The sequence below is a fragment of the Pseudoxanthomonas sp. Root65 genome (assembly GCF_001427635.1).
In the GTDB taxonomy this organism is placed as follows: domain Bacteria; phylum Pseudomonadota; class Gammaproteobacteria; order Xanthomonadales; family Xanthomonadaceae; genus Pseudoxanthomonas_A.
Map to the genome: position 1 here is coordinate 1,780,522 of NZ_LMHA01000001.1, position 25,429 is coordinate 1,805,950.

At 67.2% G+C, this 25,429-nt stretch carries 24 protein-coding genes, 1 tRNA gene and 2 pseudogenes; 14 read left to right on the forward strand and 13 right to left on the reverse strand.

What is annotated here, in order from left to right; genetic code table 11:
* Positions 1-41 precede the first annotated feature (41 nt).
* Together ASD77_RS07805 and ASD77_RS07810 are read right to left on the reverse strand one after the other, a co-directional pair.
* The gene (locus tag ASD77_RS07805) at positions 42-1,697 is read right to left on the reverse strand and encodes an acetolactate synthase large subunit (RefSeq protein ID WP_055939687.1); all 1,656 of its coding nucleotides are present in this window, start codon (positions 1,695-1,697) and stop codon (positions 42-44) included.
* A gap of 293 nt (positions 1,698-1,990) precedes the next feature.
* On the reverse strand, positions 1,991-2,926 hold the full coding sequence (locus ASD77_RS07810) for an alpha/beta hydrolase (protein WP_082563175.1): 936 nt from the start codon (positions 2,924-2,926) through the stop codon (positions 1,991-1,993).
* 194 nt (positions 2,927-3,120) lie between these two features.
* Between ASD77_RS07810 and ASD77_RS07815 the strand changes: the two genes are divergently transcribed.
* From ASD77_RS07815 to ASD77_RS07830, 4 genes are all read left to right on the forward strand, one after another.
* Positions 3,121-3,690 carry an ABATE domain-containing protein gene (locus ASD77_RS07815; protein WP_200947367.1) on the forward strand — a complete coding sequence of 190 codons (570 nt, stop codon included), beginning with the start codon at positions 3,121-3,123 and terminating at the stop codon, positions 3,688-3,690.
* An 83-nt stretch (positions 3,691-3,773) separates the two neighbouring features.
* Positions 3,774-4,643, forward strand: coding sequence for an AraC family transcriptional regulator (locus tag ASD77_RS07820; protein ID WP_055939691.1), 870 nt, complete (start codon positions 3,774-3,776; stop codon positions 4,641-4,643).
* 207 nt (positions 4,644-4,850) lie between these two features.
* On the forward strand, positions 4,851-5,591 hold the full coding sequence (locus ASD77_RS07825) for an SDR family oxidoreductase (protein ID WP_055941168.1): 741 nt from the start codon (positions 4,851-4,853) through the stop codon (positions 5,589-5,591).
* 242 nt (positions 5,592-5,833) lie between these two features.
* Positions 5,834-6,271 (forward strand): helix-turn-helix transcriptional regulator, encoded by a 438-nt coding sequence (locus tag ASD77_RS07830; RefSeq protein ID WP_162247612.1) that lies wholly within the window; start codon positions 5,834-5,836, stop codon positions 6,269-6,271.
* Between the two features lie 275 nt (positions 6,272-6,546).
* Here the strand turns inward: ASD77_RS07830 and ASD77_RS07835 are convergent.
* Positions 6,547-6,623: transfer RNA gene (locus ASD77_RS07835), tRNA-Met, on the reverse strand.
* A gap of 116 nt (positions 6,624-6,739) precedes the next feature.
* On the opposite strand from ASD77_RS07835, the pseudogene ASD77_RS07840 reads away from it, so the two are divergent.
* The 3 genes and pseudogenes from ASD77_RS07840 to bfr all read left to right on the forward strand — a co-directional run.
* Positions 6,740-7,219, forward strand: a pseudogene (locus tag ASD77_RS07840) (RNA pyrophosphohydrolase); the annotation flags it as partial.
* Positions 7,220-7,402: 183 nt separating this feature from the next.
* The gene (locus ASD77_RS07845; RefSeq protein ID WP_055939696.1) at positions 7,403-7,615 is read left to right on the forward strand and encodes a (2Fe-2S)-binding protein; all 213 of its coding nucleotides are present in this window, start codon (positions 7,403-7,405) and stop codon (positions 7,613-7,615) included.
* A gap of 118 nt (positions 7,616-7,733) precedes the next feature.
* Positions 7,734-8,210: a bacterioferritin gene (gene bfr / locus ASD77_RS07850; RefSeq protein WP_055941170.1), complete on the forward strand. Its 477-nt coding sequence runs from the start codon at positions 7,734-7,736 to the stop codon at positions 8,208-8,210.
* On the opposite strand, the gene ASD77_RS07855 is transcribed toward bfr, so the two are convergent.
* From ASD77_RS07855 to ASD77_RS07865, 3 genes are all read right to left on the reverse strand, one after another.
* Positions 8,177-10,657 carry an ATP-binding protein gene (locus ASD77_RS07855; protein ID WP_235578493.1) on the reverse strand — a complete coding sequence of 827 codons (2,481 nt, stop codon included), beginning with the start codon at positions 10,655-10,657 and terminating at the stop codon, positions 8,177-8,179. The genes bfr and ASD77_RS07855 overlap by 34 nt on opposite strands.
* Before the next feature lie 29 nt (positions 10,658-10,686).
* Positions 10,687-12,588: an EAL domain-containing protein gene (locus ASD77_RS07860; protein WP_055939698.1), complete on the reverse strand. Its 1,902-nt coding sequence runs from the start codon at positions 12,586-12,588 to the stop codon at positions 10,687-10,689.
* Between the two features lie 82 nt (positions 12,589-12,670).
* A complete protein-coding gene (locus ASD77_RS07865; RefSeq protein WP_055939700.1) occupies positions 12,671-13,291 on the reverse strand; it encodes a DUF4126 domain-containing protein in 621 nt (206 codons plus the stop codon).
* A gap of 98 nt (positions 13,292-13,389) precedes the next feature.
* Between ASD77_RS07865 and ASD77_RS07870 the strand changes: the two genes are divergently transcribed.
* From ASD77_RS07870 to ASD77_RS07895, 6 genes and pseudogenes are all read left to right on the forward strand, one after another.
* A complete protein-coding gene (locus tag ASD77_RS07870) occupies positions 13,390-14,124 on the forward strand; it encodes a DUF6776 family protein (RefSeq protein ID WP_055939701.1) in 735 nt (244 codons plus the stop codon).
* Position 14,125: 1 nt separating this feature from the next.
* Positions 14,126-14,479: pseudogene (locus tag ASD77_RS07875) on the forward strand (polymer-forming cytoskeletal protein); the annotation flags it as partial.
* Between the two features lie 122 nt (positions 14,480-14,601).
* Positions 14,602-15,330, forward strand: coding sequence for a DUF6776 family protein (locus ASD77_RS07880; protein WP_200947368.1), 729 nt, complete (start codon positions 14,602-14,604; stop codon positions 15,328-15,330).
* A 37-nt stretch (positions 15,331-15,367) separates the two neighbouring features.
* Positions 15,368-15,754, forward strand: a complete 387-nt coding sequence (gene erpA, locus ASD77_RS07885; protein ID WP_055939707.1) for an iron-sulfur cluster insertion protein ErpA — start codon at positions 15,368-15,370, stop codon at positions 15,752-15,754.
* A 44-nt stretch (positions 15,755-15,798) separates the two neighbouring features.
* A complete protein-coding gene (nudC, locus tag ASD77_RS07890) occupies positions 15,799-16,719 on the forward strand; it encodes an NAD(+) diphosphatase (protein ID WP_055939709.1) in 921 nt (306 codons plus the stop codon).
* A gap of 38 nt (positions 16,720-16,757) precedes the next feature.
* Entirely contained in the window at positions 16,758-17,636 is an 879-nt protein-coding gene (locus ASD77_RS07895) for a hypothetical protein (protein ID WP_055939711.1), read from the forward strand.
* A gap of 19 nt (positions 17,637-17,655) precedes the next feature.
* Here ASD77_RS07895 and ASD77_RS07900 read toward each other — a convergent pair whose 3' ends face one another.
* From ASD77_RS07900 to ASD77_RS07915, 4 genes are all read right to left on the reverse strand, one after another.
* Complete coding sequence (locus ASD77_RS07900; protein ID WP_055941172.1) at positions 17,656-18,066, reverse strand: DUF2752 domain-containing protein; 411 nt, start codon at positions 18,064-18,066, stop codon at positions 17,656-17,658.
* Positions 18,066-18,404, reverse strand: a complete 339-nt coding sequence (locus ASD77_RS07905) for a CD225/dispanin family protein (protein ID WP_055939713.1) — start codon at positions 18,402-18,404, stop codon at positions 18,066-18,068. Before ASD77_RS07905 ends, ASD77_RS07900 begins: the two co-directional genes overlap by 1 nt.
* Positions 18,405-18,446: 42 nt before the next feature.
* Complete coding sequence (locus ASD77_RS07910) at positions 18,447-18,734, reverse strand: CD225/dispanin family protein (RefSeq protein WP_055939715.1); 288 nt, start codon at positions 18,732-18,734, stop codon at positions 18,447-18,449.
* Positions 18,735-18,844: 110 nt separating this feature from the next.
* The gene (locus ASD77_RS07915) at positions 18,845-20,740 is read right to left on the reverse strand and encodes an MFS transporter (RefSeq protein WP_055939717.1); all 1,896 of its coding nucleotides are present in this window, start codon (positions 20,738-20,740) and stop codon (positions 18,845-18,847) included.
* A 125-nt stretch (positions 20,741-20,865) separates the two neighbouring features.
* On the opposite strand from ASD77_RS07915, the gene ASD77_RS07920 reads away from it, so the two are divergent.
* Positions 20,866-21,993: an NADH:flavin oxidoreductase/NADH oxidase gene (locus ASD77_RS07920; protein WP_200947387.1), complete on the forward strand. Its 1,128-nt coding sequence runs from the start codon at positions 20,866-20,868 to the stop codon at positions 21,991-21,993.
* A 4-nt stretch (positions 21,994-21,997) separates the two neighbouring features.
* On the opposite strand, the gene purD is transcribed toward ASD77_RS07920, so the two are convergent.
* From purD to purH, 3 genes are read right to left on the reverse strand one after another with little or no spacing between them, the layout of a single operon-like run.
* Positions 21,998-23,290: a phosphoribosylamine--glycine ligase gene (gene purD, locus ASD77_RS07925; RefSeq protein ID WP_055939719.1), complete on the reverse strand. Its 1,293-nt coding sequence runs from the start codon at positions 23,288-23,290 to the stop codon at positions 21,998-22,000.
* Between the two features lie 10 nt (positions 23,291-23,300).
* Positions 23,301-23,732, reverse strand: a complete 432-nt coding sequence (locus ASD77_RS07930) for a hypothetical protein (RefSeq protein ID WP_156383516.1) — start codon at positions 23,730-23,732, stop codon at positions 23,301-23,303.
* 50 nt (positions 23,733-23,782) lie between these two features.
* Positions 23,783-25,369 carry a bifunctional phosphoribosylaminoimidazolecarboxamide formyltransferase/IMP cyclohydrolase gene (purH, locus tag ASD77_RS07935; protein WP_055939722.1) on the reverse strand — a complete coding sequence of 529 codons (1,587 nt, stop codon included), beginning with the start codon at positions 25,367-25,369 and terminating at the stop codon, positions 23,783-23,785.
* Positions 25,370-25,429: the final 60 nt, after the last annotated feature.

Here is a 25,429-nt window from a genome sequence, read left to right on the forward strand (position 1 = left end):
CCTTGCTTGGGTACGGGAAGAACGCGCGCGGCCGTGTCCGCCTACGAGCACTCCACGTCGGGCGTCCGGTTGCGCAACTCGTCGACCAGCACGCGGGTGTTCTCGGAATAGTCGATGGGTACATCGACCAGATGGACTCCGCCGCCGGTGAAGGCGGCTTCGAGCGTCGGCACGAGATCTTCGACCGCCGTCACCCGCGATCCCTTCGCGCCATAGGCCTGGGCATAGCGCACGAAGTCCGGATTGCCGAAGCGCATGCCGAAGTCCTCGAAGCCGTCGACCGCCTGCTTCCAGCGGATCATGCCGTAGGCACCGTCGTTGAGGATCACCACGACCAGGTTCAGTCCGAGCCGCACCGCCGTTTCCATCTCCTGCGAATTCATCATGAAGCCGCCATCGCCGCAGACGGCCATGACCCGGCGCTGCGGATGGAGCATCGCCGCCATCATCGCCGAGGGCAGGCCGGCGCCCATCGTGGCGAGCGCGTTGTCGAGCAGCAGCGTATTGGCTACATGCGTGCGGTAGTTGCGGGCGAACCAGATCTTGTACATGCCGTTGTCGAGGCAGACGATGCCGTCGTCCGGCATGACCGTGCGCACATCGTGGACCAGGCGCTGCGGCGTGACCGGGAAGCGATCCTCCTCGGCGCGGTCGTTGAGGCGGGCGAGGATCTTCTGGCGCAGTTCGATCATCCCTTCATCGGCGGACAGGCGGCCGTCGAGCCGCTCGGCGAGCGCTTCGACCGAGCTGCCGATATCGCCGATCACCTCGATGTCCGGGTGGTAGACCTGTTCGACCGTGGCGGACTGGTAGCCGACGTGGATGACGTGCGGTACGCCGCTGCGCTTCATCAGGAAGGGCGGCTTCTCGACCGTGTCATGGCCGATGGCGATGATCAGGTCGGCGCGCGCAACCGCTTCGTGGACATAGTCGCCTTCCGACAGGGCGGCGGTGCCCATGTACAGGTTGGAACCGCCGGTCACCGCACCCTTGCCCATCTGCGTGTTGAAGAAGGGCAGGCGGGTACGCGTGACGAAGGTCGACAGCGCTTCGGTCAGCCACGGCCGACTGCCGGCCGCGCCGATCATCACCAGCGGTCGCTTCGCGTCGAGAATCGCCTGCGCGGCCCGGTCGAGCGCGGCAGGCGCGGCGAGCGGACGCTCGATCGGATGGACCGGAATCACCGGCGCGTGCTCGACCTCTTCGGCAGCGACGTCCTCCGGCAGCTCGAGATGCACCGGGCCCGGCCTCTCTTCCATGGCCACGCGGAACGCGTCACGCACGGTGGCGGGAATGGAGGCCGCGCTGACGATCTGGCGCGTCATCTTGGTCAGCGGCTTCATCGACGCGACGATGTCGACGATCTGGAAGCGGGCCTGCTTGGCGCTCATCACGGCCTTCTGGCCGGTGATCAGGATCAACGGCATGGCGCCCAGATGCGCGTACGCCGCACCAGTGGAGAAGTTCAGCGCGCCCGGACCCAGCGTGGCCAGGCAAACGCCGGGCCGGCCAGTGAGCCGTCCATGCGTCGCGGCCATGAAGGCCGCGGCCTGCTCATGACGCGTCAGCACCAGCTCGATGCGCGAATTCCGCAGCGATTCCAGGAAATCGAGATTCTCCTCGCCCGGCACGCCGAAGATGCGGTCCACGCCTTCGTTCTCCAGCGCGTCGACCAACAACGTAGAGCCCTTGCGCATCGTTCGGATCCTCATGGCAGTGAAAGGGACAGAGCTGCATGAATGTCGTGCGTCGCCGAGTCTAGCAAGCGTTGCGTTAAACGCGCGGGGCGTTGCGCTACCGGAAGACATGTGTCCGCGAGGATCGCGATGTTCTTCGTTCTGGAACGCTAGCCCTCCCTTCTGACTGACCCACTCCAGGCGCAGTACATACCTCGACTCGTTCCAGGTCGCTGCATGTCGGAAGTCGCTACGCGCAGAGTGGCGAGCGAGCGTCTACGGAAAGCTAGTCGGTCGCTCAGAGGTTCTTATAGTTACCGCGACACGTTGCGGTCGAGGAACTCCATCATGCGGACCGCGATCTCGCCGCCGTGGGTCTCGATGGCGAAGTGGCCGGTATCCAGGAACCGCACCTCTGCCCTGGGGTTGTCGCGCTTGAAGGCGTCCGCACCGGCAGGGAGGAAGAACGGATCGTTCTTGCCCCAGATCGCGAGCGTCGGCGGCTGGTACTGGCGGAAGAAGGCATGCAACTGCGGGTATTGCCGAACATTGCTGCCGTAGTCCAGAAGCAGGTCCATCTGCGGTTCGACCCCGATGCGCGCGATCGCGGCGGACGCCAGTTGATAGCTCTCGGGTGCGATCAGTGAGGTGTCGCGAACGCCTTCGGTGTACTGCCACTTGATCATGTCGGGCGTGTTGAAACGACGTAGCGCTTCGCGGTTTTCCGCGGTGGGCTCGGCCCATGCCTTGCGCATGTCGGCCCAGCCAGCGCTCAGGCCTTCTTCGTAGGCATTGCCATTCTGGCTGACGATGGCGGTGATCTTGGTCGGGTTGGCCACCGCCAGGCGCCAGCCGACCGGTGCGCCGTAGTCGAACACGTAGATCGCATAGCGATCCAGGCCCTTTGCGACCGTGAAGGCATCGATGACGGAAGCCACGTTGTCGAACGTGTAGTCGAATGCGACGCCCGGCTCGACCGTCGTCTGCCCGAAGCCCGGCAGGTCGGGGGCGATCACGCGGTAGCGCTGCGCCAGGACCGGGATCAGGTCCCGGAACATGTGTGAGGAGGCACCAAACCCATGGAGCAGGAGGACCGCAGGGGCGTCCGCCGGTCCGGCTTCGCGATAGAAGACGTTGACGCCCCGGATGTCGGCGGTGCGGTAGTGGATCTCGCTGTCGGGCTCGGCCGCGGCCGCGGGTAGGGCAGTGCCGAGCGTGGCGGCAACCAGAAGCAAGCTTTTGAGGCTCATGACGGTTCTCTCGAGGGAAGTAGGCTGAATGGAGGTAACCTATATAAACTAAATTTATAGGTTACTTGGGCATAGCCTGCGCTTGTCGTGGTAACCTGTCAATAGGCATTTAAGAGGTTATTCTCATGGAGACAGTTGAGTCAGGCGAGGCGGATGGCGCGGCCGAAGCCCCCCAGCTGGGCGACCATCTGGCGTTGGATCTGCTCAACACGGAGGCAAGAAGCCAGGGCCATGTGGTCGACCATTGGGCGACCTCCGAGGATGTCCACCGCTGGCTGGTGCGCCAGGGCGTCACGTCGGCGAATGCGACCGGCCAGGTTTTTCCGGACCTGCTGATGCATGGCCGCACGCTGAGGGCGGCGGTGCGGGAAGCGGTCGTTGCGCGCAAGCAAGGCGAAAAGGTCGGCATCGACGACCTCAACGCGTACCTGCAGGCGTACGTGACGTCTCCGTTTCTGCAGCGGGACGAGGCGGGTGGGATGGCCTTGCGCCGTGTCGCACGTGGGGACGGCGCCGCCTCACTGCTCGGCCCGGTCGCCGAAGCGGCGGCCCAGCTGCTCGCGGAAGGCGACTTCGCCCTGGTCAGGCAGTGCGAGCACCCGGATTGCATCCTGTGGTTCTACGACCGCACCAAGTCGCACAAGCGGCGCTGGTGCAGCATGGCCCAGTGCGGTAACCGCCAGAAGGCGGCGCGCTTCAGGAATCGGAGCGCCACGCAATCGCCGCAGGCCTCGCCACGCCACAAGCTGCGCCAGGGTTCCTGACGGAATCGTAGGGGTGCGAAGACGCCTTGGTATCAATGACAGCAGTCGGTGCATGCACCATGAAAGATCGAGCGAGCCCGTCCATGCAGAACGTCTCCCCCATTCTGGAAAACTTGGTGAGCGTCCACAGCATCGCTCGCAGCTGGAGCGGTGTGAATGCGCTCCTGACAGACTTCACCTGCTCGGGTCGCGTCATGTACGAGGTTCCTCACCAGGAGAATGCCCGGGTCGGCATGATCCTCGAGGAAGTGGGCGAGCATCGTTCAGAGCCCAGGTTGAAACGCTCCACGGCGTGCACGGTCGATTACAGGCCGAAGCAGTTGAACTTCGTCCCGGCGGGCATGGACATCTGGGGCTTCAGCAAGGACATCCGCTATGCAAGGGACATACGCGTCTCGTTCGACGCGAAAGAGCTCGCCGAACGCTGCCATATCAAGCACACGGATGCTGCGTCCGTACCGGATCTCCGATTCTCGGACGAGAAACTTTCGACGTTGATGCAACTCATCGCAGACGCCGTATCTGATCAGGATGCCGGCGACCAGCTCTACGGCGATGGGCTGATCACCGCGTTCGCGGCGAGATTCTTCTCCCGCAGCAAGGTCGTGGCACGGGGACCGTCAAGACTCTCTCCCGTGCAGTTGCGAAACGCCATCAGCTATCTGGAGGCCAGTATGCCGCGCCGGATCGAACTCGCTACCCTGGCTTCTCATGCAGGGCTCTCGCCGTATCACTACAGCCGCGCATTCAAGGCGTCTACGGGACTGGCGCCCTATCAATGGCAACTCCGATCCAGGATCCAGCGCGCACAACGCCTGCTCCTGACCACGAGCGCCTCACTGGAGAGCGTAGCCGAGGCGACAGGATTTGCGGACGCTGTGCATTTCGGCCGGACATTCCGAAAACTCACTGGCGCCACACCCGCAGCATGGCGCCGGGATCGACGCTCCTGACAGTGCGGCATCGGACGCCCGCGCGGCGGCATGATGCTCCTGAGATCCGACAGCAATTTCGAACTGTTCCCGGCAAGAACGGCCAGTGTCGAACGCGTCGGCAGGCGTGATACTGGTGACGCATCTTGGCATGGCCAAGCAGTCCACCTGGTTCCGTGCGCGCCTTTCGCAAGGCGCGTCCCGGTGCCTCTCATCGACAGGGTCGACATGATCAACTTGATTGGAAAACGCGCATTGGTGACCGGCGGCGCTCGTGGCATCGGCGCGGCAATTGTGAAAGCTCTGGCAGAAGGTGGCGCCGACGTAGCGTTTACCTATCGCGCTTCGGGCGACAAGGCGCGGGCGTTGGCCACCTCGATGCAAGGCACCGGACGGCGTGCCATCGCCCTCCACGCCGACAGCGCCGAGCCTGCCGCCATCCCACGCTCGGTGAGCGAGGCCATCGAATTCCTGGGCGGGCTCGACATTCTCGTGAACAGTGCGGCGATCGCCCATAGCGGGACGATCGAAGATCTTGATATGGACGAGTATCAGCGTCTCATGGATACGAATGTGCGGGGCCCGGTCTTGTTCTCCAAGGCAGTGATACCGCACCTGGCCGAGGGTGGGCGAATCATCACGATCGGCTCTGGCTTGTCCGAGCGCGTCCCGTTTCCTGGCGTGACCGCCTATGCGATGACGAAAGCGGCGCTGGTCGCGTTCACCCGCGGTCTGTCACGAGAACTCGGTCCCAAGGGGATCACCGTGAACCTGGTGAACCCCGGCTCCACCGACACGGATGCCAATCCGGCGGATGGCCCTGCGGGCGATTTCCAACGCAGCATGACGTCGCTCGGCCGTTTCGCGCGACCAGAGGAGATTGCCTATGCGGTCGCCTTCCTCGCGAGTCCCGCGGCAGGCGTGATCACCGGAGCGACCCTCACGGCGGATGCGGGAGCGCTCGCGTAGCCCAGGCTCGCACCACCCGCTACTCGTGCGCCGCTGCAGTGACCCGAACCCCGACGTCGGCCATTGGCAGCATCACGACCTTGGCAGTGTGGATCTCTGCATGCGCGCGCCGCACACGCACCGATGTTCCCCAGCCGCGCAAGAGGAACCGCCTGCGGATGCGCAAGTCTTCCGGTGAGTCACCCTTGATACGGCAGGAGCCCGTGCTGGGTCGGCGCGCCCGGTCGAGGTTCCGCTGCGTGATGCTGGCGCTGATCTACATAGAGGCCCGCTTCCGCGATCCTATTTCTCTGGAAGACATCGCAAGGGCGTCGCACGTCAGCAGGTTTCATTTCGCTCGGGCATTCCGCGCGGAGACGGGCATGAGTACCATGCAGTACGTTCGCTGGCGACGCGTCCATGAGGCCAAACGCCTGCTTCGAACCGGTGGCATTCCGTTGGCGACCATCGCTACGGATCTCGGATACTTCGATCAGAGTCACTTCACGCGCGCGTTCCGCTCGGTAACCGGTTTGCGACCGCACGAGTATCTCAATGGAGTGGCGCGCCCTGAACTGATCAATTGCAGTGCCAAGCTGTTGTCGTGGCGAATCGAGTCGAACTCTCGAATAGCCCAGGCGCACATAGTGCGTGAGGTGGCGCTCGGTCTCATCTTGGTTGAACCCGAGTGTGTTGAGTAATGTGGATGCCATGTGGCGAAATCCGTGCCCAACCATAGTGTCTCCGTCGTAGCCAAGGTTTCTCAGGGCGGCGTCGATAGTGTTTTCGGAAGGACAGCGCTTTGGGTTGCGCACTCCAGGAAAAACATACTCTTGGTGTCCAGTGAGCTTCCCTAGGCTCTAGCTCTAAGCCTTCTCTAAATCGGCACCCCCGCTCCCGTAAGCCCAAATCACGCCCAACAAAAAACCCGCCATGAGGCGGGTTCTTTTTAACGCGTTGAATTTCAAAGAAATTCTGGTGGCTATGGGTGGACTCGAACCACCGACCCCAGCATTATGAGTGCTGTGCTCTAACCGGCTGAGCTACATAGCCGCGTGAACCGCGTATTCTTCATTTCGACCCCCTGCCTGTCAAGCCGGTGCGGCGCGCTTGTCGCTTGCGGCGGCTCGTGGCAGAGTCGGTGACAGTAGATTTCAGGAGTCCGCATCGTGATCGATCCGGACGGCTACCGACCCAATGTCGGTATCGTGTTGATGCGGCCGGATGGTCGGGTGTTCTGGGCGCGACGGGTGCGCCGGGACGGCTGGCAGTTCCCGCAGGGCGGCATGAACACGGACGAGACGCCGGTCGAGGCCATGTATCGCGAGTTGCGCGAAGAAACCGGCCTGTTGCCCGAACATGTCGAAGTGCTGGGCGTCACCCCCGGCTGGCTGCGCTATCGATTGCCGCCGCGCGCGATCCGGCGCAACGAACGGCAGGTCTGCATCGGCCAGAAGCAGGTCTGGTTCCTGCTGCGCCTGGTCGGCGACGAGGCGCATCTGCGCCTGGACCTCACGGAGAGTCCCGAGTTCGACCACTGGCGCTGGGTCGATTTCTGGTACCCGCTCGACCATGTGGTCATCTTCAAGCGCCGGGTGTACGCCAGCGCGCTGGAGCATTTGGCTACCTTCGCGCGCACCGTCGCCGGTCCGCAGGCGATTCCCCCGCAGATGCCCGCCCCGCGGGCGCCTGACCTGGCCCGCCGCCGCGGGCGCGACCAACCGCCGCGTAAACGGGGCGGCGCCGGCGAGTCCATCAAGAATTGACAATCATTCTCATTGCGGGTGAAATGTTCCCGGGCCGTTCCGTGCCCGCCGCCTTGCCCCGCCATCGTGTACGTCTGCATCTGCAACGGCATCACCGACCACCAGATCCGTGAAGCGGCCGCCGCCGGTTGCGCCACGGTGGCCGAGCTGACGATGCGCACCGGCGCCGGCGCCAATTGCGGCAGCTGCCTGGAGATGGCGATGGACGTGCTGCAGGCCGCGCAACCGGTCCCACGCGAGTCCCTGTTCCCGATCCTCACGCTGTCGCACGCCGCCTGAGCGCGCGACAGCCGTCCGTCGACAGCGGCATCCCTCCAGAATGATCACGATTCGCGTTCCGACACGGTGCGCGTGTGCCGGCTAACCTTTGCCATCCTTCCGCCCACGGAGCATGGCCATGAAAGGCGACGCCAAGGTCATCGAGTACCTCAACAAGGCGCTCTACAACGAGCTCACCGCGATCAACCAGTACTTCCTGCACGCCAAGATGCTGAAGAACTGGGGCTTCAAGGAACTGGCCGAGCACGAGTACAAGGAATCCATCGACGAGATGAAGCATGCCGACGCGCTGTCGGAACGCATCCTTTTCCTCGATGGCCTGCCGAACTTCCAGGCGTTGGGCAAGCTGCGCATCGGCGAGACGCCGCGCGAGATCCTCGAGTGCGATCTGGCGCTGGAACAGGAGGCGCTGCCGCTGCTGCGTGACGCGATCGCCTACTGCGAGTCGGTGGCTGACTACGTCAGCCGCCAGCTGTTCGCCAAGATCCTGGATTCCGAGGAAGAGCACATCGACTGGCTGGAAACGCAGCTGTCGGTGATCGACCGGATCGGCGAGCCGAACTACCTGCTGACCAAGCTCGACGGCGACGACTGAGCGTTCGTAACGGATGAGGGCTGGGCCAGCAGGGGGCGACCCAGCTGCTGCGCTGCGTAGCCCTGCAGCGCCATGCGCGCACGCGCGTATTCGGCGATGACCAGTGCGACGGCCACGGCGGGGCGCTCCAGCTTGCGTGCGCGTGCGCCCAGTTCCACTCGCTTGGCGGCAGCCGACAGGGCCATGGCGCCCACGTTGGCGCTGGAGGACTTGAGCGTATGCGCGGCATCGCGCATCGCGTCCAAGTCCGGCACGGCGGCCGCCTTTTCCAGCGTGCCGATCAGGCGCGGTGCGTCTTCCAGGAAGATGCTGATGATGCGCGTGGTTTCATCGCCGGCGATCTCGCGCAGTTCCTCCAGCATGGTCTGGTCCAGCACCGGGAAACTGGGCGATGGCGCGCGCGCGGTGGCGACGGCCGGCGTGGGCAGAGGCGGTTCCGCCGGCGTGACCAGCGCGGCGTTGCGCAGCACGAAGTTCATGCGGTCCGGCAACCAGCGGTGCAGGCAGCTTTCCAGTTGCTCGCGCGATACCGGCTTGGCCAGGTAGTCGTCCATGCCGGCATCGAGGCAGCGCTGGCGGTCGCCGGCCATGGCGTTGGCGGTCATCGCCACGATCGGCAGGCGGCCGGCATCGGCGCGCTGCGCCTCCAGTTCGCGCCAGCGGCGGGTCGCCGCGTAGCCGTCCAGCACCGGCATCTGGCAATCCATCAGGATCAGGTCGAAGTGCTCCACCTGCATGCGCTTGAGGGCGATGTCGCCGTTGGCCGCGGTCTCGCAGGTGAAGCCGAGGGCGGACAGCAGCTTCTGCGCCACCAGCAGGTTGACCGGGTTGTCCTCCACCAGCAGCAGGCGTGGTTCGGTACGCATGGCGCTGACCACGGCCGGTTCCGGTTCTGTCGCCGCCGGCGCCAGGCTCGCCGCGAGGGGCGGCGCGACGGGCTGGTCCCGTACCTCGGGCATGGCGGGAAGCATGCCGTCGTCGCCCGGCTCCGGCATGCCGGTCGGTTCGGGAAAAATCTCTTCCATGTCGACCGTGGCCGCGGCGGAATCCGGCTCCGGTGCCGCACCTGTCAGCGCGGCGCGCAGGTCCGCATCGGGCGATTGCCGCGACAGCAGCGTGCTGCGGGGATGCAGCTCGGTAGGCACCGTGTCGTCGCCGTACAGCCATACCAGCCGCAGCGCGTCGGGTGACGGGCGCCGCGTGATCGCGCGGTGCAGTGCCAGCGCGGTGCTGCGGATGCTGCCGATGTCGGCCAGGACGGCCAGATAGTCCTGCTGGCCCTGTTCGCCCACCAGCCGCAGGCGGTCCAGCGCTTCCTGCGTGGTCTCGACCGCGACCGGCTGCATGCCCCAGTTGGTGGCCAGCAGCGTGAGGCGCTGGCGCAGGCGGGCCTCGGCCGACACGATCAGCACGCGGCCATGGTCCAGGACGCCGTTGTCGCGCTGGCGCAGGTCGCCGATGACCTTCATCAGCGGCACTTCGAACCAGAACGTCGACCCGCGCCCGACTTCAGAAACGACGTCGATGCGGCCGCCCATCAGGTCGACGATGCGCCGGCAGATCGCCAGTCCCAGGCCGGTGCCGCCATACAGGCGGGTGGTGGAAGCGTCGGCCTGGCTGAAGGAATGGAACAGGCGGTGGCGGGCGTCTTCTTCGATGCCGATGCCGGTGTCGCGTACCTCGAACCGCAGCAGGTGTTGCGCGGCCGTTTCGCCCAGCCGCCGCACCACCAGCGTGATCGAGCCGCGCTCGGTGAACTTGATGGCGTTGCCGACCAGGTTGCTGAGCACCTGGCGCAGGCGCACAGGGTCGCCGCGCACCGGCAGGCGGACCGCGGGATCGAGCTGCAGGCTCAGCCGCAAGCCCTTGTTCTCCGCCGGACGGTGCATCAGCTGCAGCACGCCGTCGAGCAGCTCGCGCAGGTTGAAGCCGGTGATCTCCAGGTCGAGCTTGTTGGCCTCGAGCTTGGAGTAGTCGAGGATGTCATCGACGATCCGCAGCAACTGGTGCGACGACGCCGTGGCGGTGCTCAGCATCTCGCGCTGGTCCGGCGCCAGCGGCGCGCGCGACAGCATTTCCAGCATCGGCACGATGCCGTTGAGCGGCGTGCGGATTTCGTGGCTCATGGTGGCCAGGAACTCGCCCTTCGCCATTGCGGCCGACTCGGCGGCCTGTTTGGCGCGCATCAGTTCCTGCTCGAGGCGATCGTGGCGCTGCAGATCACGCTGCAGGCTGTCGCGCTCGGACTCGGCCATGGCGGCGCGCGCGTGGATGCCGGCATGACGGTGGACTTCTGCGCGCAGATGCAGGGCCGACAGGATCGCCGCCACGACGCTCGCGCCGCCGGCGCCTGCGGCCACCTGCAGCCACGGGCCGGGTTGACCCGCCCAATGCAGGCCCAGCGAGACGATCGACGCGGTGGCGCAAACCACCGTTACCCAGGGCATCACCGGCATGCGACCGGCCGTGGGCATCGTTACAGCACCGCGTTATGGAAGTCGAAGCCGAGTTCGCTGCCGACGGCCTGCACCAAGTTGCCCTGGATGAAATCGACGCCGCCCATCCACATGGCGGCAGCGGCCTGCGGGTCCTCGATCTGCTGGCCGATCACCTGCAGTCCCTGGCGATGGGCGTTGTCGATGATGCCGCGCAACTGGTCGCGCAGCACCGGGTCGGCGTGCGCGCTGGCGTACTTGCTGGAGACGCGGACGAACCCCAGCGGCAGCTGCGTGAGCAGGGCATCGGCTTCCGCACCCGGTTCGAACTGGCTGAGGCAGAACTGCACGCCGGCCGGCATCAGCTGCTGGCAGAACTGGCGCAGCGTCACCGTGTGGATCAGGGCGTCGGCCAGGCGCAGATCGATGACCAGCGAGGTGCCTTCGATGCCGCGCGCACGCAGCGCATCGAGCAGCCACGATGCGTGCGATTCGCGCGCCAGCGAGCGCGGCGACTGCGACACGAACAGGCGCAGCGACGGTCCCGCCGCCTGCCGCTCGGCCAGCACGAACAGCGCGTGCTCCAGCACCCAATGGTCGATCTGGGCGATGCCGCCGGCCAGCTCCGCCGCCGGGATGACCTGCGACGCCGGCAGCAGCGAACCGTCCGGTTGCCGCATCCGCAGCAGCACCTGGTACTGCGCCTGGTCGCTGCCCGCGACGGCGACGATGGGCTGGTAGGCGAGCTCGAACTGCCCGTCCTCCAGCGAGATGCGTGGCGCTTCGTCATCGACTTCAGCGGGCACGTACTCGGCCAGGCTGTCGGATTTCAGGCGGGCCTGGAGTACGGCGCGTTCGATCGCCTCCAGCGCGCTGCCGGCATCGGCGAAACCGAGCGACAGGGCGGTGTAGCCGACTGAGCCGCGCAGCTTGAGGTTTTCGTTGGGGCGGGTCTGGAAGTCATGGCCGGCCAGTCCGTCGCGCAACTGCTGCGCCAGCGCTGCCAGGGTGGTTTCGTCGACGCTGTCGGCCAGCATCAGGAAGCTGTTGTCGTTGAGGCGGGCGACCGGATTCGGCGACGCCGCGGCCGCCAACTGCCGGCCGGCCTGGCTCATCAAATGCTCGAACACCGCGTAGCCATAGCGCTCGCGCAGACTCAGCGCGCTGTTGACCTCCACGAAGAACACACCGCCGCGCGATTGCCGCTGCAGCGTGTCGGTCAGCTGCTGCAGCACGAAGGTGCGTGTCGGCAGGCCGGTGTCGGTGTTCATCGACGGACGCGGCGACTGCAGCGCCTGGTTGCGCTGGCGCGCGCGCTGGATGCGGTTGGACACCGCCGCGATCAGGTGGCGTGGCCGGATCGGCTTGTTGAGGAAGTCGTCGGCACCGCTTTCGAGCACCTCGAACTGGCGCTCCGGATCCGGATCGCCGGTCAGGAACACGATCGGCAGGTGCAGGTATTCCGGCTGCTGCCGCAACAGCATGGTCAGCGACATGCCGTCCTTGCCGGGCATGTGCAGGTCCATCAGCACCAGGTCGGGGCGGAAGCGGCGCATCGTGTCGAGCAGCCCGTCGGACTGCATCTGCACCTCGGCCTGCATGCCGGCGCCATGCAGCACACTCTGGGCGAACAGCGCCTGGCCGCGGTCGTCCTCGACGATCAGCACCCGGTACGGGGATTCCGGATCGACCGGTTCCGGCGGCATGGCCGGCGTCGCAGCGGCTGGCACGGTTGGCGGCGGGCTTGCCGGCGGCGTCGCGGACGGTGGGGGGGGCGGTGGGGTCATCTCGGTGGGCTCTCCGGCGGCGGGCGTATCCGCCGCGTCCGCAGGGGCGGCGTCGTCCACCCAACGGCGCCAGTAGTGCGCCGGTGGAGTTTCTGCGCGCAGGCGCGAGCGTGAAGGCTCATCCTGCGGGCGGGACGTGGAATCGACGGTGGACATCAGGCTTCCCCAAGCTGAGCCCCATTATGCGATGAAGTTCACGGCCGAGGCAGAGCCATGATCCCCGATGCACGCGCGCCTGTCACGGGCCGGAAGCCGGCGGTGGTGCGTGCACCGGAGGCGTGGTCTGCAGCAGCCGCTTCAATCCGCGCGTCACCTTGCGCCAGACCCACCACACCGCGACGGCGATCAGCAGCGACGCGCCGATCACCAGACACAACGCAATCCAGGGGTGCGCAAAGGCCAACGCCAGCCCGCCCACCACCACGGCGTCCTCGGTGATCGAGGCGGCCCAGTTGCTGACCGGCTCCGGGGAGGTGTTCATCAGGGCGCGGGTGCCGCTCTTCAATACATGGCTGGTCAGTGCCACGCCGGCGCCGGCCGCCAGCACGCCGCCGCTGAGCTGGCCGTCCGGCGAGAGGGTGGCTGCGGCGAGGAAGGCGCCGGCCGGTACGCGCGCCAGCGTCTGCAGCAGGTCCCAGCCCGAGTCCACGCCCGGAATCTTGTCGGCGAAGAACTCGGTCAGTGCCAGCGCCCCGGACGTACCCAGCACCCACCAGGATTCCGTCGCCTGCAGGGCCGGCGGCAGGTCGAGCCAGCCCAGCGCGCCGGCCAGGCCGACGCCGAAGACCGTAAGGTAGACGCGGATCCCGGCCATCCATGCCAACAGGATCCCAATTACGAACAGATGCGCTTCGGACATCCCGGCCACTCCCGTTAAACTCTGGGGCTCGCGCCACTGCGGCGAGTATAGGGGTCCCGTCTGGCTGCCGGCTGAGCGCCGTCCGCCGCTTGTCCGTCATGGCTGCGCCTGTTTCTTCCCGCTTCCGGATCGTGCCGCGCGATGCGGCCGTCCGCCGTCGCGGCACCTCGCTCCTGTTCGGGCTGGCCTGGGTGCTCAGCGTGGCCGGCGTGTGGTGGGCGGCCACCCATACGGCCGCGCCGCGGCTGGCGCAGGCCGACGCCGCACGTGAGCGTGCCGAGCGCGGCATCAAGGCGGTACAGGCGGAGTTGAACACCCTGCGCCAGCGCGAATCCACGCTCGCCCGCTCCGACCAGATTAGCCGTGCCGCCAACGCCGAAGTGCAGGAGGCGCTGGCCGAGCGCGACGAGGAAATCGCCGCGCTGCGCGCCGACATCGCCTTCTACGAGCGCCTGGTCGGTTCGACCGGCCAGCGCAAGGGCCTGACCGTGCACGTGGCCGAGTTCGTGCCCGAGGCCGGCGGCACCTGGCGTTACCAGATCATGCTGACCCAGACGATGAACCGGGGAGCGATCAGCGAGGGCCAGATGCGGTTCACCGTCGAAGGCGTGCGTGCGGGCAAGCTGGCCGCCGTGCAGTGGGACGAACTGCACCAGCAGCGCAGCGCGCCGGCGCAGGCGTATTCCTTCCGATATTTCCAGCAGTTGGATGGCAACGTGATGCTACCGCCCGATTTCACCCCGCAGCGCGTCAAGGTGTCCCTGCACGGCGAAGATGCCGCGGTAGAGCAGGCCCTCGACTGGAAGACCGCCACAGCCGCAGGAGGCAAGTGACATGTTCAAGACCAAGCCCATCCGTCCCGACGTGGGCGCCATCGACACCCTGATCGGCCCGCAGGTCACCATCCGCGGCGATGTGGTGTTCAGTGGTGGCCTGTACGTGGAAGGCCATATCCAGGGCAAGGTGATCGCCGAAGCCGGCGAGCGCGCCGTGCTGACGCTCGCCGAGCAGGGCAGCATCGAAGGCGAGGTGCAGGTGCCGGTGGTGGTGATCAACGGCCGCATGACCGGCGACGTCCACGCGCTCGAACGTATCGAACTGGCTCCCAAGGCCCGCGTGCAGGGCAACCTGCATTACAAGGTCGTCGAGATGAGCGCCGGCGCGCAGCTGACCGGCCGCCTGGTGCATGCGGACGCAGTGTCCGCGGGCCACGGCGAGCATCAGGCGACAGCGCCCGAGGCCTGGGCCACCGCCGACGCCTGACGGCGCCATTCAGAGCCCGCTGGGAACGGCCGCGCTATCCTGCGGCCATGAACGCTAGGCCCCTCCCGCCGACCGTCCCACCGCCCCGCTTCAAGCGGGGGCCGGTCATCGCCATCGTGGTGGTGGTCGTGGTGCTGGCGTTGGCTGGCTGGGCCCTGTGGCATGCCGTGGCGGGAGCGGCCGACGAGGGGCCTACGCCGGCGCAGATGCGCAGCCAGCAGCAACGCATCGAATCGCTTGAACAGCAGGTCGCCACGCTGTCGCGCTCCGACCAGATCAGTCGTGATGCCAACCGCGACCTGCAGGCCGCGCTGTCCGAGCGTGATGAGGAGATCGCCGGCCTGCGTGCCGATGTCGCCTTCTACGAGCGCTTCGTCGGCGCCACCGGGCAGCGCCGCGGCCTGTCCGTGCACGAACTGACCCTGCAGCCGCAGGACGAACAGGCCTGGCACTTCACCGCCACCCTCACCCAGAACCTCAATCGCGGCGCGGTGAACGCCGGTCGCCTGCTGGTGTCGGTGGAAGGCACCGAAGCCGGCAAGCTGCGCCGGCTGGGCTGGGCAGACCTGCGCCAGCAGCCGAATGCGCCGGGCGTGCCGTACTCCTTCAAATACTTCCAGCAGGTCGAAGGCGACCTGCTGCTGCCGCCGGGCTTCAAGCCGGTCCGCGTCATCGCCCGCGTGGTGCCGCAGAGCGGTGCCGCCGTGGAACAGTCGTTTCCCTGGGCGCAGGCCACGGCCAAGGAAGGCGCCGGCGAGGGCGCCGCGACGCGTTGAGCTTGAACTGCCTTCCGCCAGCCCCCATCCTTGCCCCATGACCACCGTTGTTTCCCTGCCCACCGCGGCGGCCGCGCCCGACTACCAGTCCATCGACCGCCCGCTGAACTTCACGCCCGCCGCGGCGGCGAAGGTGCGCGAGCTGATCCAGGAAGAAGGCAGCGACGCCCTGGCCCTGCGTGTCTACATCCAGGGCGGCGGCTGCTCCGGCTTCCAGTACGGCTTCGAATTCGACGAGAACCGCGCCGATGACGACGTCGCCGTCGACACCGATGGCGTCTCCCTGCTGGTCGATCCGCTGAGCCTGCAGTACCTGATGGGAGCGGAAGTGGATTACAGCGAGAGCCTGCAGGGCGCGCAGTTCGTCATCCGCAACCCGAACGCCAAGACCACCTGCGGCTGCGGCAGCAGTTTCAGCATGTGACGTCCGGCCTGCCGCGTTCCGTGACAGGTCCCGATTCCCTCGCCATGCCGTTGTCCGGCTTCGCCTTCGCAGGCGATACGCTGGACCGCGCCGACGCGATTCGCGATGACGCCGAGGCGCTCGCGCGCCTGTGGCCGTCCGCGCGGGTGATGGTGCTCGACGACGAAGGACGTGCGCTCACGCATGCCGACGGTGCATTGCAGGCCGTTGAAGGCGCGTCGCTGGGGGGCGGCCCCGGTGCCAGCCTGTTCCTCGGACTGCGGGATGGCGTGGCGTGGTTTGCCGCGCATGCCCGGCATCATGCCCTTGATGCGCTCGGCTGGCGCGACCTGCGCCGCGCCGCCGCCACCTGGCCTGCGTTCGAGTCCGGCGTCTTCGCGATGGCGCGCGCGCTGCTGCACTGGCAGTCGTCCACCCGCTTCTGCAGCGCCTGCGGTGGCGACATCACCTTCCGCCGCGCCGGCTACACCGCGCACTGCACGCAATGCGGCAAGGACCACTATCCGCGCGTCGACCCGGCCGTCATCGTCGCCGTCAGCGATGGCGAGCGCCTGCTGCTGGGCCGACAGGCCTCCTGGCCCGCAAGACGGTATTCGGTGGTGGCCGGTTTCGTGGAGCCGGGCGAGACGCTGGAGCAGACCGTTGCGCGCGAAGTGCTCGAGGAGACGCAGGTACGCGTACGCGCGTGCCGCTACCTCGGCTCGCAGCCGTGGCCGTTCCCCGGTGCCTTGATGCTCGGTTTCTGCGCGGACGCTGAACCCGATGCTCCCCAGGTCGATGGCGAACTCGAGGACGCACGCTGGTTCACGTTCGACGAGATCGATGCCGCACTCGCCCGCGAAGGCGACGACGGGGAAGGTCTGCTGCTGTCACCGACCCTCTCGATCGCGCGCGCGCTGATCGAGCACTGGCATGCCGGCATGCACGCACGCCGCGGATCCGTGCCCGCCGGGACCGGGCGTTAACAGGTCGCCGCGCTAGAATCCGGCTCCGGAGGAACCGCATGTCGATCACGCTCGTTGCCGTCGTGCTTGCGCTGGTGCTTGGCCACGTCGCGCCCACGCTGGTCGCCGCGTGGCGCCATTACCACTGGTATAGCGCCTGGCTGCATTGGCTGGGCGAGTCCGCGGGCGATGTCTGGCGGGGGCGCTACGGCATCGCGCTGGCGCTGGTGCCGGTGCTGCTGGTGGTCGCGCTGCTGCAATGGCTGCTGGATGGCCTGGTCTACGGGCTGGTCGGCCTGCTGTTCGATATCGCGATCCTGGTCTACGCATGGGGTCCCCGCGATCTCGATCTCGACGTCGAAGCCGTCATCGATGCACACGACGCACCGACCCGCCGTGCGGCGATCGCGCGCCTCGGACTCACAGGGGAAGGCGCGGCACTGGACGGTCCCGCCCTGGTCGAGGCCGTGTTCGCCAACGCACTGCAACGCTGGTTCGGCGTGCTGTTCTGGTTCCTGCTGCTCGGCCCGGTGGGGGCGCTCCTCTACCGGCTTGCCGCGCAGAGTGCCGCCGCGACGGACCTGCCCGAACAGAACCGTACCGGCGCGCGCGCGTTGAAGACCGCGCTGGACTGGCCGGTCGCGCAACTGATGACGCTGGCGATGGCGCTGGTGGGTAACTTCGATACCGTGTTCTCCGCCTGGCGCGAGGCCGGCGGCACGCGCTTCCGCCTGGATACCGGATTCCTTGCCCACGTCGCCCGCGCCAGCGTGCGCGTCGAACTGGCGGAAGAAGCCGAGGAGTATGCGGAAGAAGGCATGGTGCAAACCATGCGCGACCTGCCCGAGCTACGCGATGCGATGAGCCTGGTCTGGCGCATCCTGCTGCTGTGGATGGCGGTACTGGCGCTGTTCGTGATCGGGGGCTGGGTCAGCTGAGTCGCCAGCCGTCGCGCCGTCAGCCTGGTGCGAGCAGCGTAAAAGGGAACCACGGCAGGTTCCGTGCGATCCAGTACGCCGGCAGCAGCACCAGCCAGAATTTCGGCGCGAGCAATACGCGCATCACCGGCGCCAGCACGCGAGGCCGCCATCCCTGGCCATGCGCGATCATCATCGGCACGACCGGCAGCAGCAGGACGGCGAGCGGGTTCATAGCGAACGCGCGCGGCAGGTCGCCATGGACCAGGGCATGCAGGGCGCGCGTCAGGCCGCAGCCCACGCAGAAATACCCGGTCAGTGCGCGGAACATGCAGCCCGGAAAGGGGCTGTCTGCCGCGTTGGGATCGAAGTTCAGCAGTAGCCAGACGCCGACGGCGGCCACCAGGGCCGCCGCCGTCATTGCGACATAGTGCAGGGGACGCAGTGCGATCACTGCATCTGCTGCATCTGCTGCATCATCTCCATGTACTGCTCCATGCCGCCGGTGGCGAGCACCACGATGTTGAGCAGCAGGCCGATGATGGCGAACGCGGTGGCCACCCAGCACCAGGTCTTGGCGTTGGCGGACGCGCGGCGCGCGCCTTCCAGGTCGCCCTGGTTGAGCTTGCCGTTGACCTGCGACGAGAACACGATCGCGACGATGCCGATCAGGCCGAGCGGGCAGCACAGGCAGGTGGCCAGCACGGTGGACACGATGGCCCATGCCAGATGGTTGGGGACGCTGCCCGGTGCGGCGGATGACGGGGGCATGGGAGGTACGGCGCTCATGCAGGCTTTCCTTGTGCAGGGATGGAGAGTGGGCGAGTCGGCCTACATGCCGCTCAGGCTGCCCAATAGTGCCAGACCGCCGAACAAAAAGAACCACAGCGCGATCAGGATCGGGGCGATCAGCGCGGACACGATCGCCCAGTTCAGTGCCTTGCGCGATGCCTCCTGTGCGCCGGCCAGATCGCCCGCCGCGCGCTTGCCGTCGACCTGCGCGGCGAACACGATGGAGACGATGCCCAGCGGCAGGCAGCAGAACAGCGTGGCGAGGATCGCCCACACCAGATGGTTGGGAACGTACGGGCCTTGCGGGGAGGGCGGGAGCGTGCTCATGCGGTTCTCGCGGAAACGGGCGACAGGGTGGGGCCACCGACGCCTGCGGCAGTGCGAGAAGTGAGGGCCCCTGCGGTCAGCCTAGCCGGTAACGCGACGGGGCGGAAGCATCAGGCCGCATCGCCACGCAGCGCACGCACCTTCGCTTCCAGCACATCCGCATCCACGGCCGCGCCGTCCATCGGTTCGCCCGCCACCACCTCCACGTGCGCACGGAACCGGCGCGGTACGCGCATGCGCCCCATCCGGTTGTCGCGATGGCTCCACATGCTGGTCCACATGCCCTTCAGCGCCATCGGCACCACCGGCACCGGACGTCGTTCCAGGATCTTTTCCACGCCGGATTTGAAGGCGGCGATCTCGCCATCCTTGGTCAACGCGCCCTCGGGGAAGATGCCGACGATCTCGCCCGCCGCCAGTGCCGCATCGATCTCATCGAACGCGCGCTGCATCAGTTCCGGATTCTCCCGCGCGCCGGCGATCGGGATGGCTTTGGCGGTGCGGAAGATCCAGCTCATCACCGGGATCTGGAAGATCTTGTAGTACATGACGAAGCGCACGGGCCGTGGAATGGTCGCGGCCAGGATCAGGGCGTCCATGTAGCTGACATGGTTGCAGACGATCAGCGCCGGGCCTTCGTCCGGCACGTGCTTCTCGATGCCGTGCAGGCGCAGCCGGTACAGCGCACGCACCAGCAGCCAGCTGAGGAAGCGCATCAGGAACTCGGGCACGATCGTGAAGATCCAGATCGCGACCAGCGCATTGGCGATGGCCAGCGCCAGGAAGATCTGCGGCCCGCTCCAGCCCAGCGCATGCAGCCCCAGTCCCACCAGCGCCGCCAGCACGATGAAGCCGGAGTTCTGGATGTTGAGCGCGGCGAATACGCGCGCCATCCGCGAATTCTCCGTGCGGCTCTGGATCAGTGCGAACAGCGGCACCACGAAGATGCCGGCGAACATGCCGATGCCGATCAGGTCGATCATGATCCGCACGCTGCCGGCCTGGCGCACGAACTCGGCCACGCCCAGGCCGGTGGCCGGCGCCGCGCCCGGCCTGGCGAAATAGAGATCCAGCAGGAACGCGGTCATGCCCAGTGCGCCCACCGGCACCAGGCCGATCTCGACGGTGCGCCCCGACAGCCGTTCGCACAGCAGCGACCCGACGCCGGTGCCGATCGAGAACAGCGCCAGCGCGAACACGTACAGCGTCGACGAGCCGTCGGCCGCACCCAGATGAAGCTTCGCGTACGCCGGCAGCTGCGAGGTCAGCAGCGTGCCGAAGAACCAGAACCACGACACGCCGAGGATGGCGTTGCGCACGGCCAACTGCTGCTTGGCCATGCGCAGCACGGCCAGCGATTCGGGAATGGGATTCCAGCGGATCTTCAGGTCGGGCGCGCCGGCGTCCATGCGCGGGATCATCCGCGACACCACGTTCCCCAGCACCGCGAGCAGCACGATGGCGATGGCCGCCGCCTGCGGACCATGCGCGCCGGCGATCTGGAAGATCATGCCGCCGGCGATCATGCCGCACAGGATCGAGATCGACGTGCCCATCTCGACCAGGCCGTTGCCGCCGGTCAGTTCCTCGGGCTTGAGGATCGAGGGCAGCACCGAGTACTTCACCGGCCCGAACAGCGTGGACTGCACGCCGGTGCAGAACAGCGCGACCAGCAGCAGCGGCATGTTCTGCAGCAGGAAGCCCACGGCCGCCAGCGACATGATCACGATCTCCATCGTCGTGGTGATCACGATCAGCCGGTGCTTCTCCAGCTTCTCGGCGAACTGGCCGGCGATGGCGGAGAACAGGAAGTACGGCAGGATGAAGATCGCCGGCGCCAGCGTGGCGTACAGCGAGAGCTGGCCGTCGCTGGCGCCCAGGAAAAACAGCAGCGCGATGATCGCCTGCCGGTAGACGTTGTCGTTGAAGGCGCCCAGCGCCTGGACGGTGAAATACGGCAGGAATCGCCGTTGTGTCAGCAGCGAGAACTGGCTGTGGCTGGACATGCGCCCTCCGTGGGTTGCGCGAAGCCTAGCAAATCGCGATGGCGGTGCGTGCCGGCGTGCCCGACAGTGTTCCGTCGATGGCATTGATGGCGCGTGGTGGCGGGCGGATAGTGGCGCTCCCCACGTTGTCCGGTGTCATCTTCTCCATGAGTCGCCTGTTCTCTCCCCTTGCACTGGGGCCGCTTGTGCTGTCCAACCGCATCGTCATCGCGCCGATGTGCCAGTACTCCGCCGAAGAAGGCCGCGCCACCGACTGGCACGCCTTCCATTGGCCGAACCTCGCCCAATCGGGCGCGGGCTTGGCCATCATCGAAGCCACCGCCGTGCAGGCTCAGGGCCGCATCAGCTGGGCCGACCTTGGTTTGTGGGACGACACCACCGAGGCCGCCTTCGCGCGGGCGCTGGCGGCGACGCGCCGCCATTCGACGATGCCGATCGGCGTGCAACTGGCGCACGCCGGACGCAAGGCGTCCACGCAGCGTCCGTGGGAACATCACGGCGCACAGATCGCGCCCGATGCACCGCACGGATGGCAGACGGTGTCGGCATCGTCGCTCGCCTACGGCGAAGACCAGCATCCGCCACAGGCGCTAGACCAGGCCGGTATCGCCGCCGTCGTCGCGGCCTTCGCCGAGAGTGCGCGCCGCGCGGTACGCCTGGGCCTGGACCTGATCGAGATCCACGCCGCGCACGGTTACCTGCTGCACCAGTTCCTGTCGCCGCTCAGCAACCATCGCGACGACGCGTACGGCGGCTCGCTGGAGAACCGGATGCGGCTGGTGCTGCAGGTGTTCGATGCGGTCAAGGCGACCGTGCCGGCATCGATGGCGGTCGGCGTGCGCATCTCCGCCACCGACTGGGTCGAGGGCGGCTGGGACCTGGCGCAGAGCCTCGCACTGGCGAAGGCGCTCGACGCACGCGGCTGCCATTTCATCCACGTCTCCAGCGGCGGCCTGCACCCGGCGCAGAAGATCGCACTGGGACCGGCCTACCAGGTGCCGTTCGCCGAGGCCATCAGGCGCAATGTGGCGATGCCGGTGATCGCGGTGGGCCTGATCACCGAACCGCAGCAGGCCGAGGACATCCTGCTCCAGGAACAGGCCGACGCCATCGCCTTGGCGCGCGGCATCCTCTATGACCCGCGCTGGCCCTGGCATGCCGCCGTGGCGCTGGGCGAACGCATCGCCATCGCGCCGCAGTACCTGCGCAGCGCGCCGCGCGAACACGCGGCGAACTTCGCGCAGGCGACGTGATCGGTCAGGCGCCGGTGCGCTCGCGCGCGATCGCGCGCCAGCCGATGTCGGTGCGGTGGAATTCGTTCGTCCAGCGCACCTTGTCCACGCCGGCATACGCATTGCGCTGCGCGTCGGATACCGAGTCGCCCAGCGCCGCGACGCACAGCACGCGGCCGCCGGCACTGATGACGCGGCCATCGGCGTCGAGCGCCGTGCCGGCATGGAACACCTTCGCCGTCGCGGGGACGTCATCCAGCCCGGCGATCACGTCGCCGGTCACCGGCGTGTCCGGATACGGCGCCGCGGCCATCACCACGCCGAGCGAGGGGCGCGGGTCCCACTGCGCCTCGATGGCATCGAGACGGCCGTCGATGGCGGCTTCGACCAGATCCACCAGGTCGGACTGCAGGCGCAGCATCACCGGCTGCGTTTCCGGATCGCCGAAGCGGACATTGAACTCGATGACCTTCGGTGCGCCGCCGTCGTCGATCATCAGTCCGGCGTAGAGAAAGCCCGTGAACGGCACGCCGTCGGCGATCATGCCCTGCACGGTGGGGTTCACCACCTCGCGCATCACGCGGGCATGCACCGCGGACGTGACCACCGGCGCGGGCGAGTACGCGCCCATGCCGCCGGTGTTCGGACCGGTGTCGCCGTCGCCGACGCGCTTGTGGTCCTGGCTGGTGGCCATCGGCAGCGCGGTGGTGCCGTCGACCATCGAGATGAAGCTGGCCTCTTCGCCTTCCAGGAACTCCTCGATCACCACGCGCGCGCCGGCATCGCCGAACGCGTTGCCCGACAGCATGTCGCGTACGGCGTCTTCCGCTTCCTGCAATGTCATCGCCACGATCACGCCCTTGCCGGCGGCCAGGCCATCGGCCTTGATGACGATCGGGGCGCCCTTCTCGCGCACGTAGGCCAGCGCGGCATCGACGTCGGTGTGCACAGCGTAGAACGCGGTCGGGATGCCGTGCCGGGCCAGGAAGTCCTTGGCGAAGGCCTTGCTGCCTTCCAGCTGCGCGGCGGCAGCGGTGGGGCCGAAGATGCGCAGTCCCGCCAGGCGGAACCGGTCCACCACGCCCGCCACCAGCGGCACCTCGGGGCCGACCACGGTCAGGCCCACGCCTTCGGCTTGCGCGAGCGCCAGCAGGCCCTCGATATCGGTGACCTTCACCACGGCATTGCGGCACTTGGCTTCCGTCGCGGTACCGGCGTTGCCGGGCGCCACGATCACTTCGTCCACGCGCGGCGACTGCGCCAGCTTCCACGACAGCGCGTGCTCGCGACCGCCGGCACCGATGACCAGGACTTTCAAGGGGCTTTCCTCATGGCTGTGCCGGCGCGTCGGCCGGTGGAGTCGCGCAGTCGCGCGCGGGGAGCTGGACTTCGAAGAACGGCGCGTCCTTCGGGTCGACGAAGCGCCTGACCAGGACGGCATCGGTGTCGAGTAGCGGCGCGATGTCCGGCAGCGCGCACAGCTCGTACAGCGCGCGCTGCTCGCTCTGCTTCAGCATGTCGAAGCCGACCGCCTCGCGGGTCCTGGCGGCATCGCCGGCCGGACTGCGGATGCGCATCACCAGGCGATTGCCCTCGACCTCCACCGCTTCGGTCACCAGGTCCTCGTAATAAGGTGCGGGCAACGTGGCCGCGATCTTCGCCTGCACCTGCTGGAGGCGTGACGTCGTATCCGTGCAGCCGGCAACGATCAGCGCGATGCCCGTCGCGAAGAGGATGGAGGCAGTACGAAGGACGTTCATCATGCGGTCGTGCTCCGAGGAGGTGCAGACAACGACGAGGGCCGGAGCCCTCAGTGGCGGAAGTGACGCACCCCGGTGAACACCATCGCGATGCCGTGCTCGTCTGCGGCCGCGATCACCTCGCCGTCGCGCATCGAGCCGCCCGGCTGGATCACCGCCTTGATGCCGGCCGCGGCCGCGGCATCGATGCCGTCGCGGAACGGGAAGAACGCGTCGCTGGCCATCACCGATCCTTCGACCACCAGGTTCGCATCGGCGGCCTTGATGCCGGCGATGCGCGCCGAGTACACGCGGCTCATCTGGCCGGCGCCCACGCCGATGGTGCGATGGTCCTTGGCGTAGACGATGGCGTTGGACTTCACGAACTTGGCCACCTTCCAGGCGAACAGCAGATCGGTGAACTGCGCGTCGGTCGGCGCCCGCTGTGTCACGACCTTGAGTTCGTCGCGCGTGACCACGCGGTCATCGGCGGTCTGCAGCAACAGGCCCGAGCCGATGCGCTTGGTGTCGATGAAGCCCGGCGAAACCGGCGCCATCGGAATGCGCAGCACGCGCACGTTGGCCCTCTTGGTGGCGTAGTCGAGCGCGGCCGGCTCGTAGTCCGGCGCGATCAGTACTTCCACGAACTGGCGGTCCAGGATGACCTTCGCCGTCGCCGCATCCAGTGTGCGGTTGAAGGCGATGATGCCGCCGAAGGCGCTGGTCGGATCCGTCGCGTAGGCCAGTTCGTACGCATCCCCGCAGGCCACGCCGACGGCCACGCCACAGGGATTCGCATGCTTGACGATCACGCAGGCCGGCGCATCGAACTGGCGCACGCATTCCCATGCCGCATCGCTGTCGGCGATGTTGTTGTAGCTCAGTTCCTTGCCCTGCAACTGCTCGAACGTCGCCAGCGAACCGGGCGCGGGATACAGGTCGCGGTAGAACGCGGCCTGCTGGTGCGGATTCTCGCCGTAGCGCAGGTCCATGACCTTGATGAAGCTGCCGTTGGCCTGCGCGGCGAAGGCACTGCGCACGGGCACGTCCGACGAGGTATCGGTGACGGTGGAGAGATAGTTGCTGATCGCGGCGTCGTACTGCGCCACGCGGTTGAACGCGGCCACCGACAGCGCGAAACGCGTTTTTGCCGACAGCGCGCCATCGTTCGCCTCGAGTTCGGCGACCAGTGCGGCGTACTGCGAGGGATCGGTGGCGACCGCGACGCGGGCGAAGTTCTTCGCCGCCGAACGCAGCATCGCCGGACCGCCGATGTCGATGTTCTCCACCGCATCGGCCAGCGTGCAGTCGGCCTTGGCGGTGACGGACTCGAACGGATATAGGTTCAGCACCAGCAGGTCGATGGCGCCGATGCCGTGCTCGACCATCACCGCGTCGTCGGTACCTGCGCGGCCCAGCAGGCCGCCGTGTACCTTCGGATGCAGGGTCTTGACGCGGCCGTCCATCATTTCCGGGAAGCCGGTGACGTCGGCGACATCGCGCACGGACAGGCCGGCGTCACGCAATGTCTTCGCGGTGCCGCCGGTGGACAGCAGCTCGACATCGCGGGCAGCCAGTGCGCGGGCCAGGTCGAGCAGGCCGGTCTTGTCGGAAACGGACAACAGCGCCCGACGCACGGGCTGGAGATCGAGGGTCATGGAGGACGGCGGGACGGAGCGGGGCGCGAATTATAACGCGCTGCACCACGGCGTCCGGGA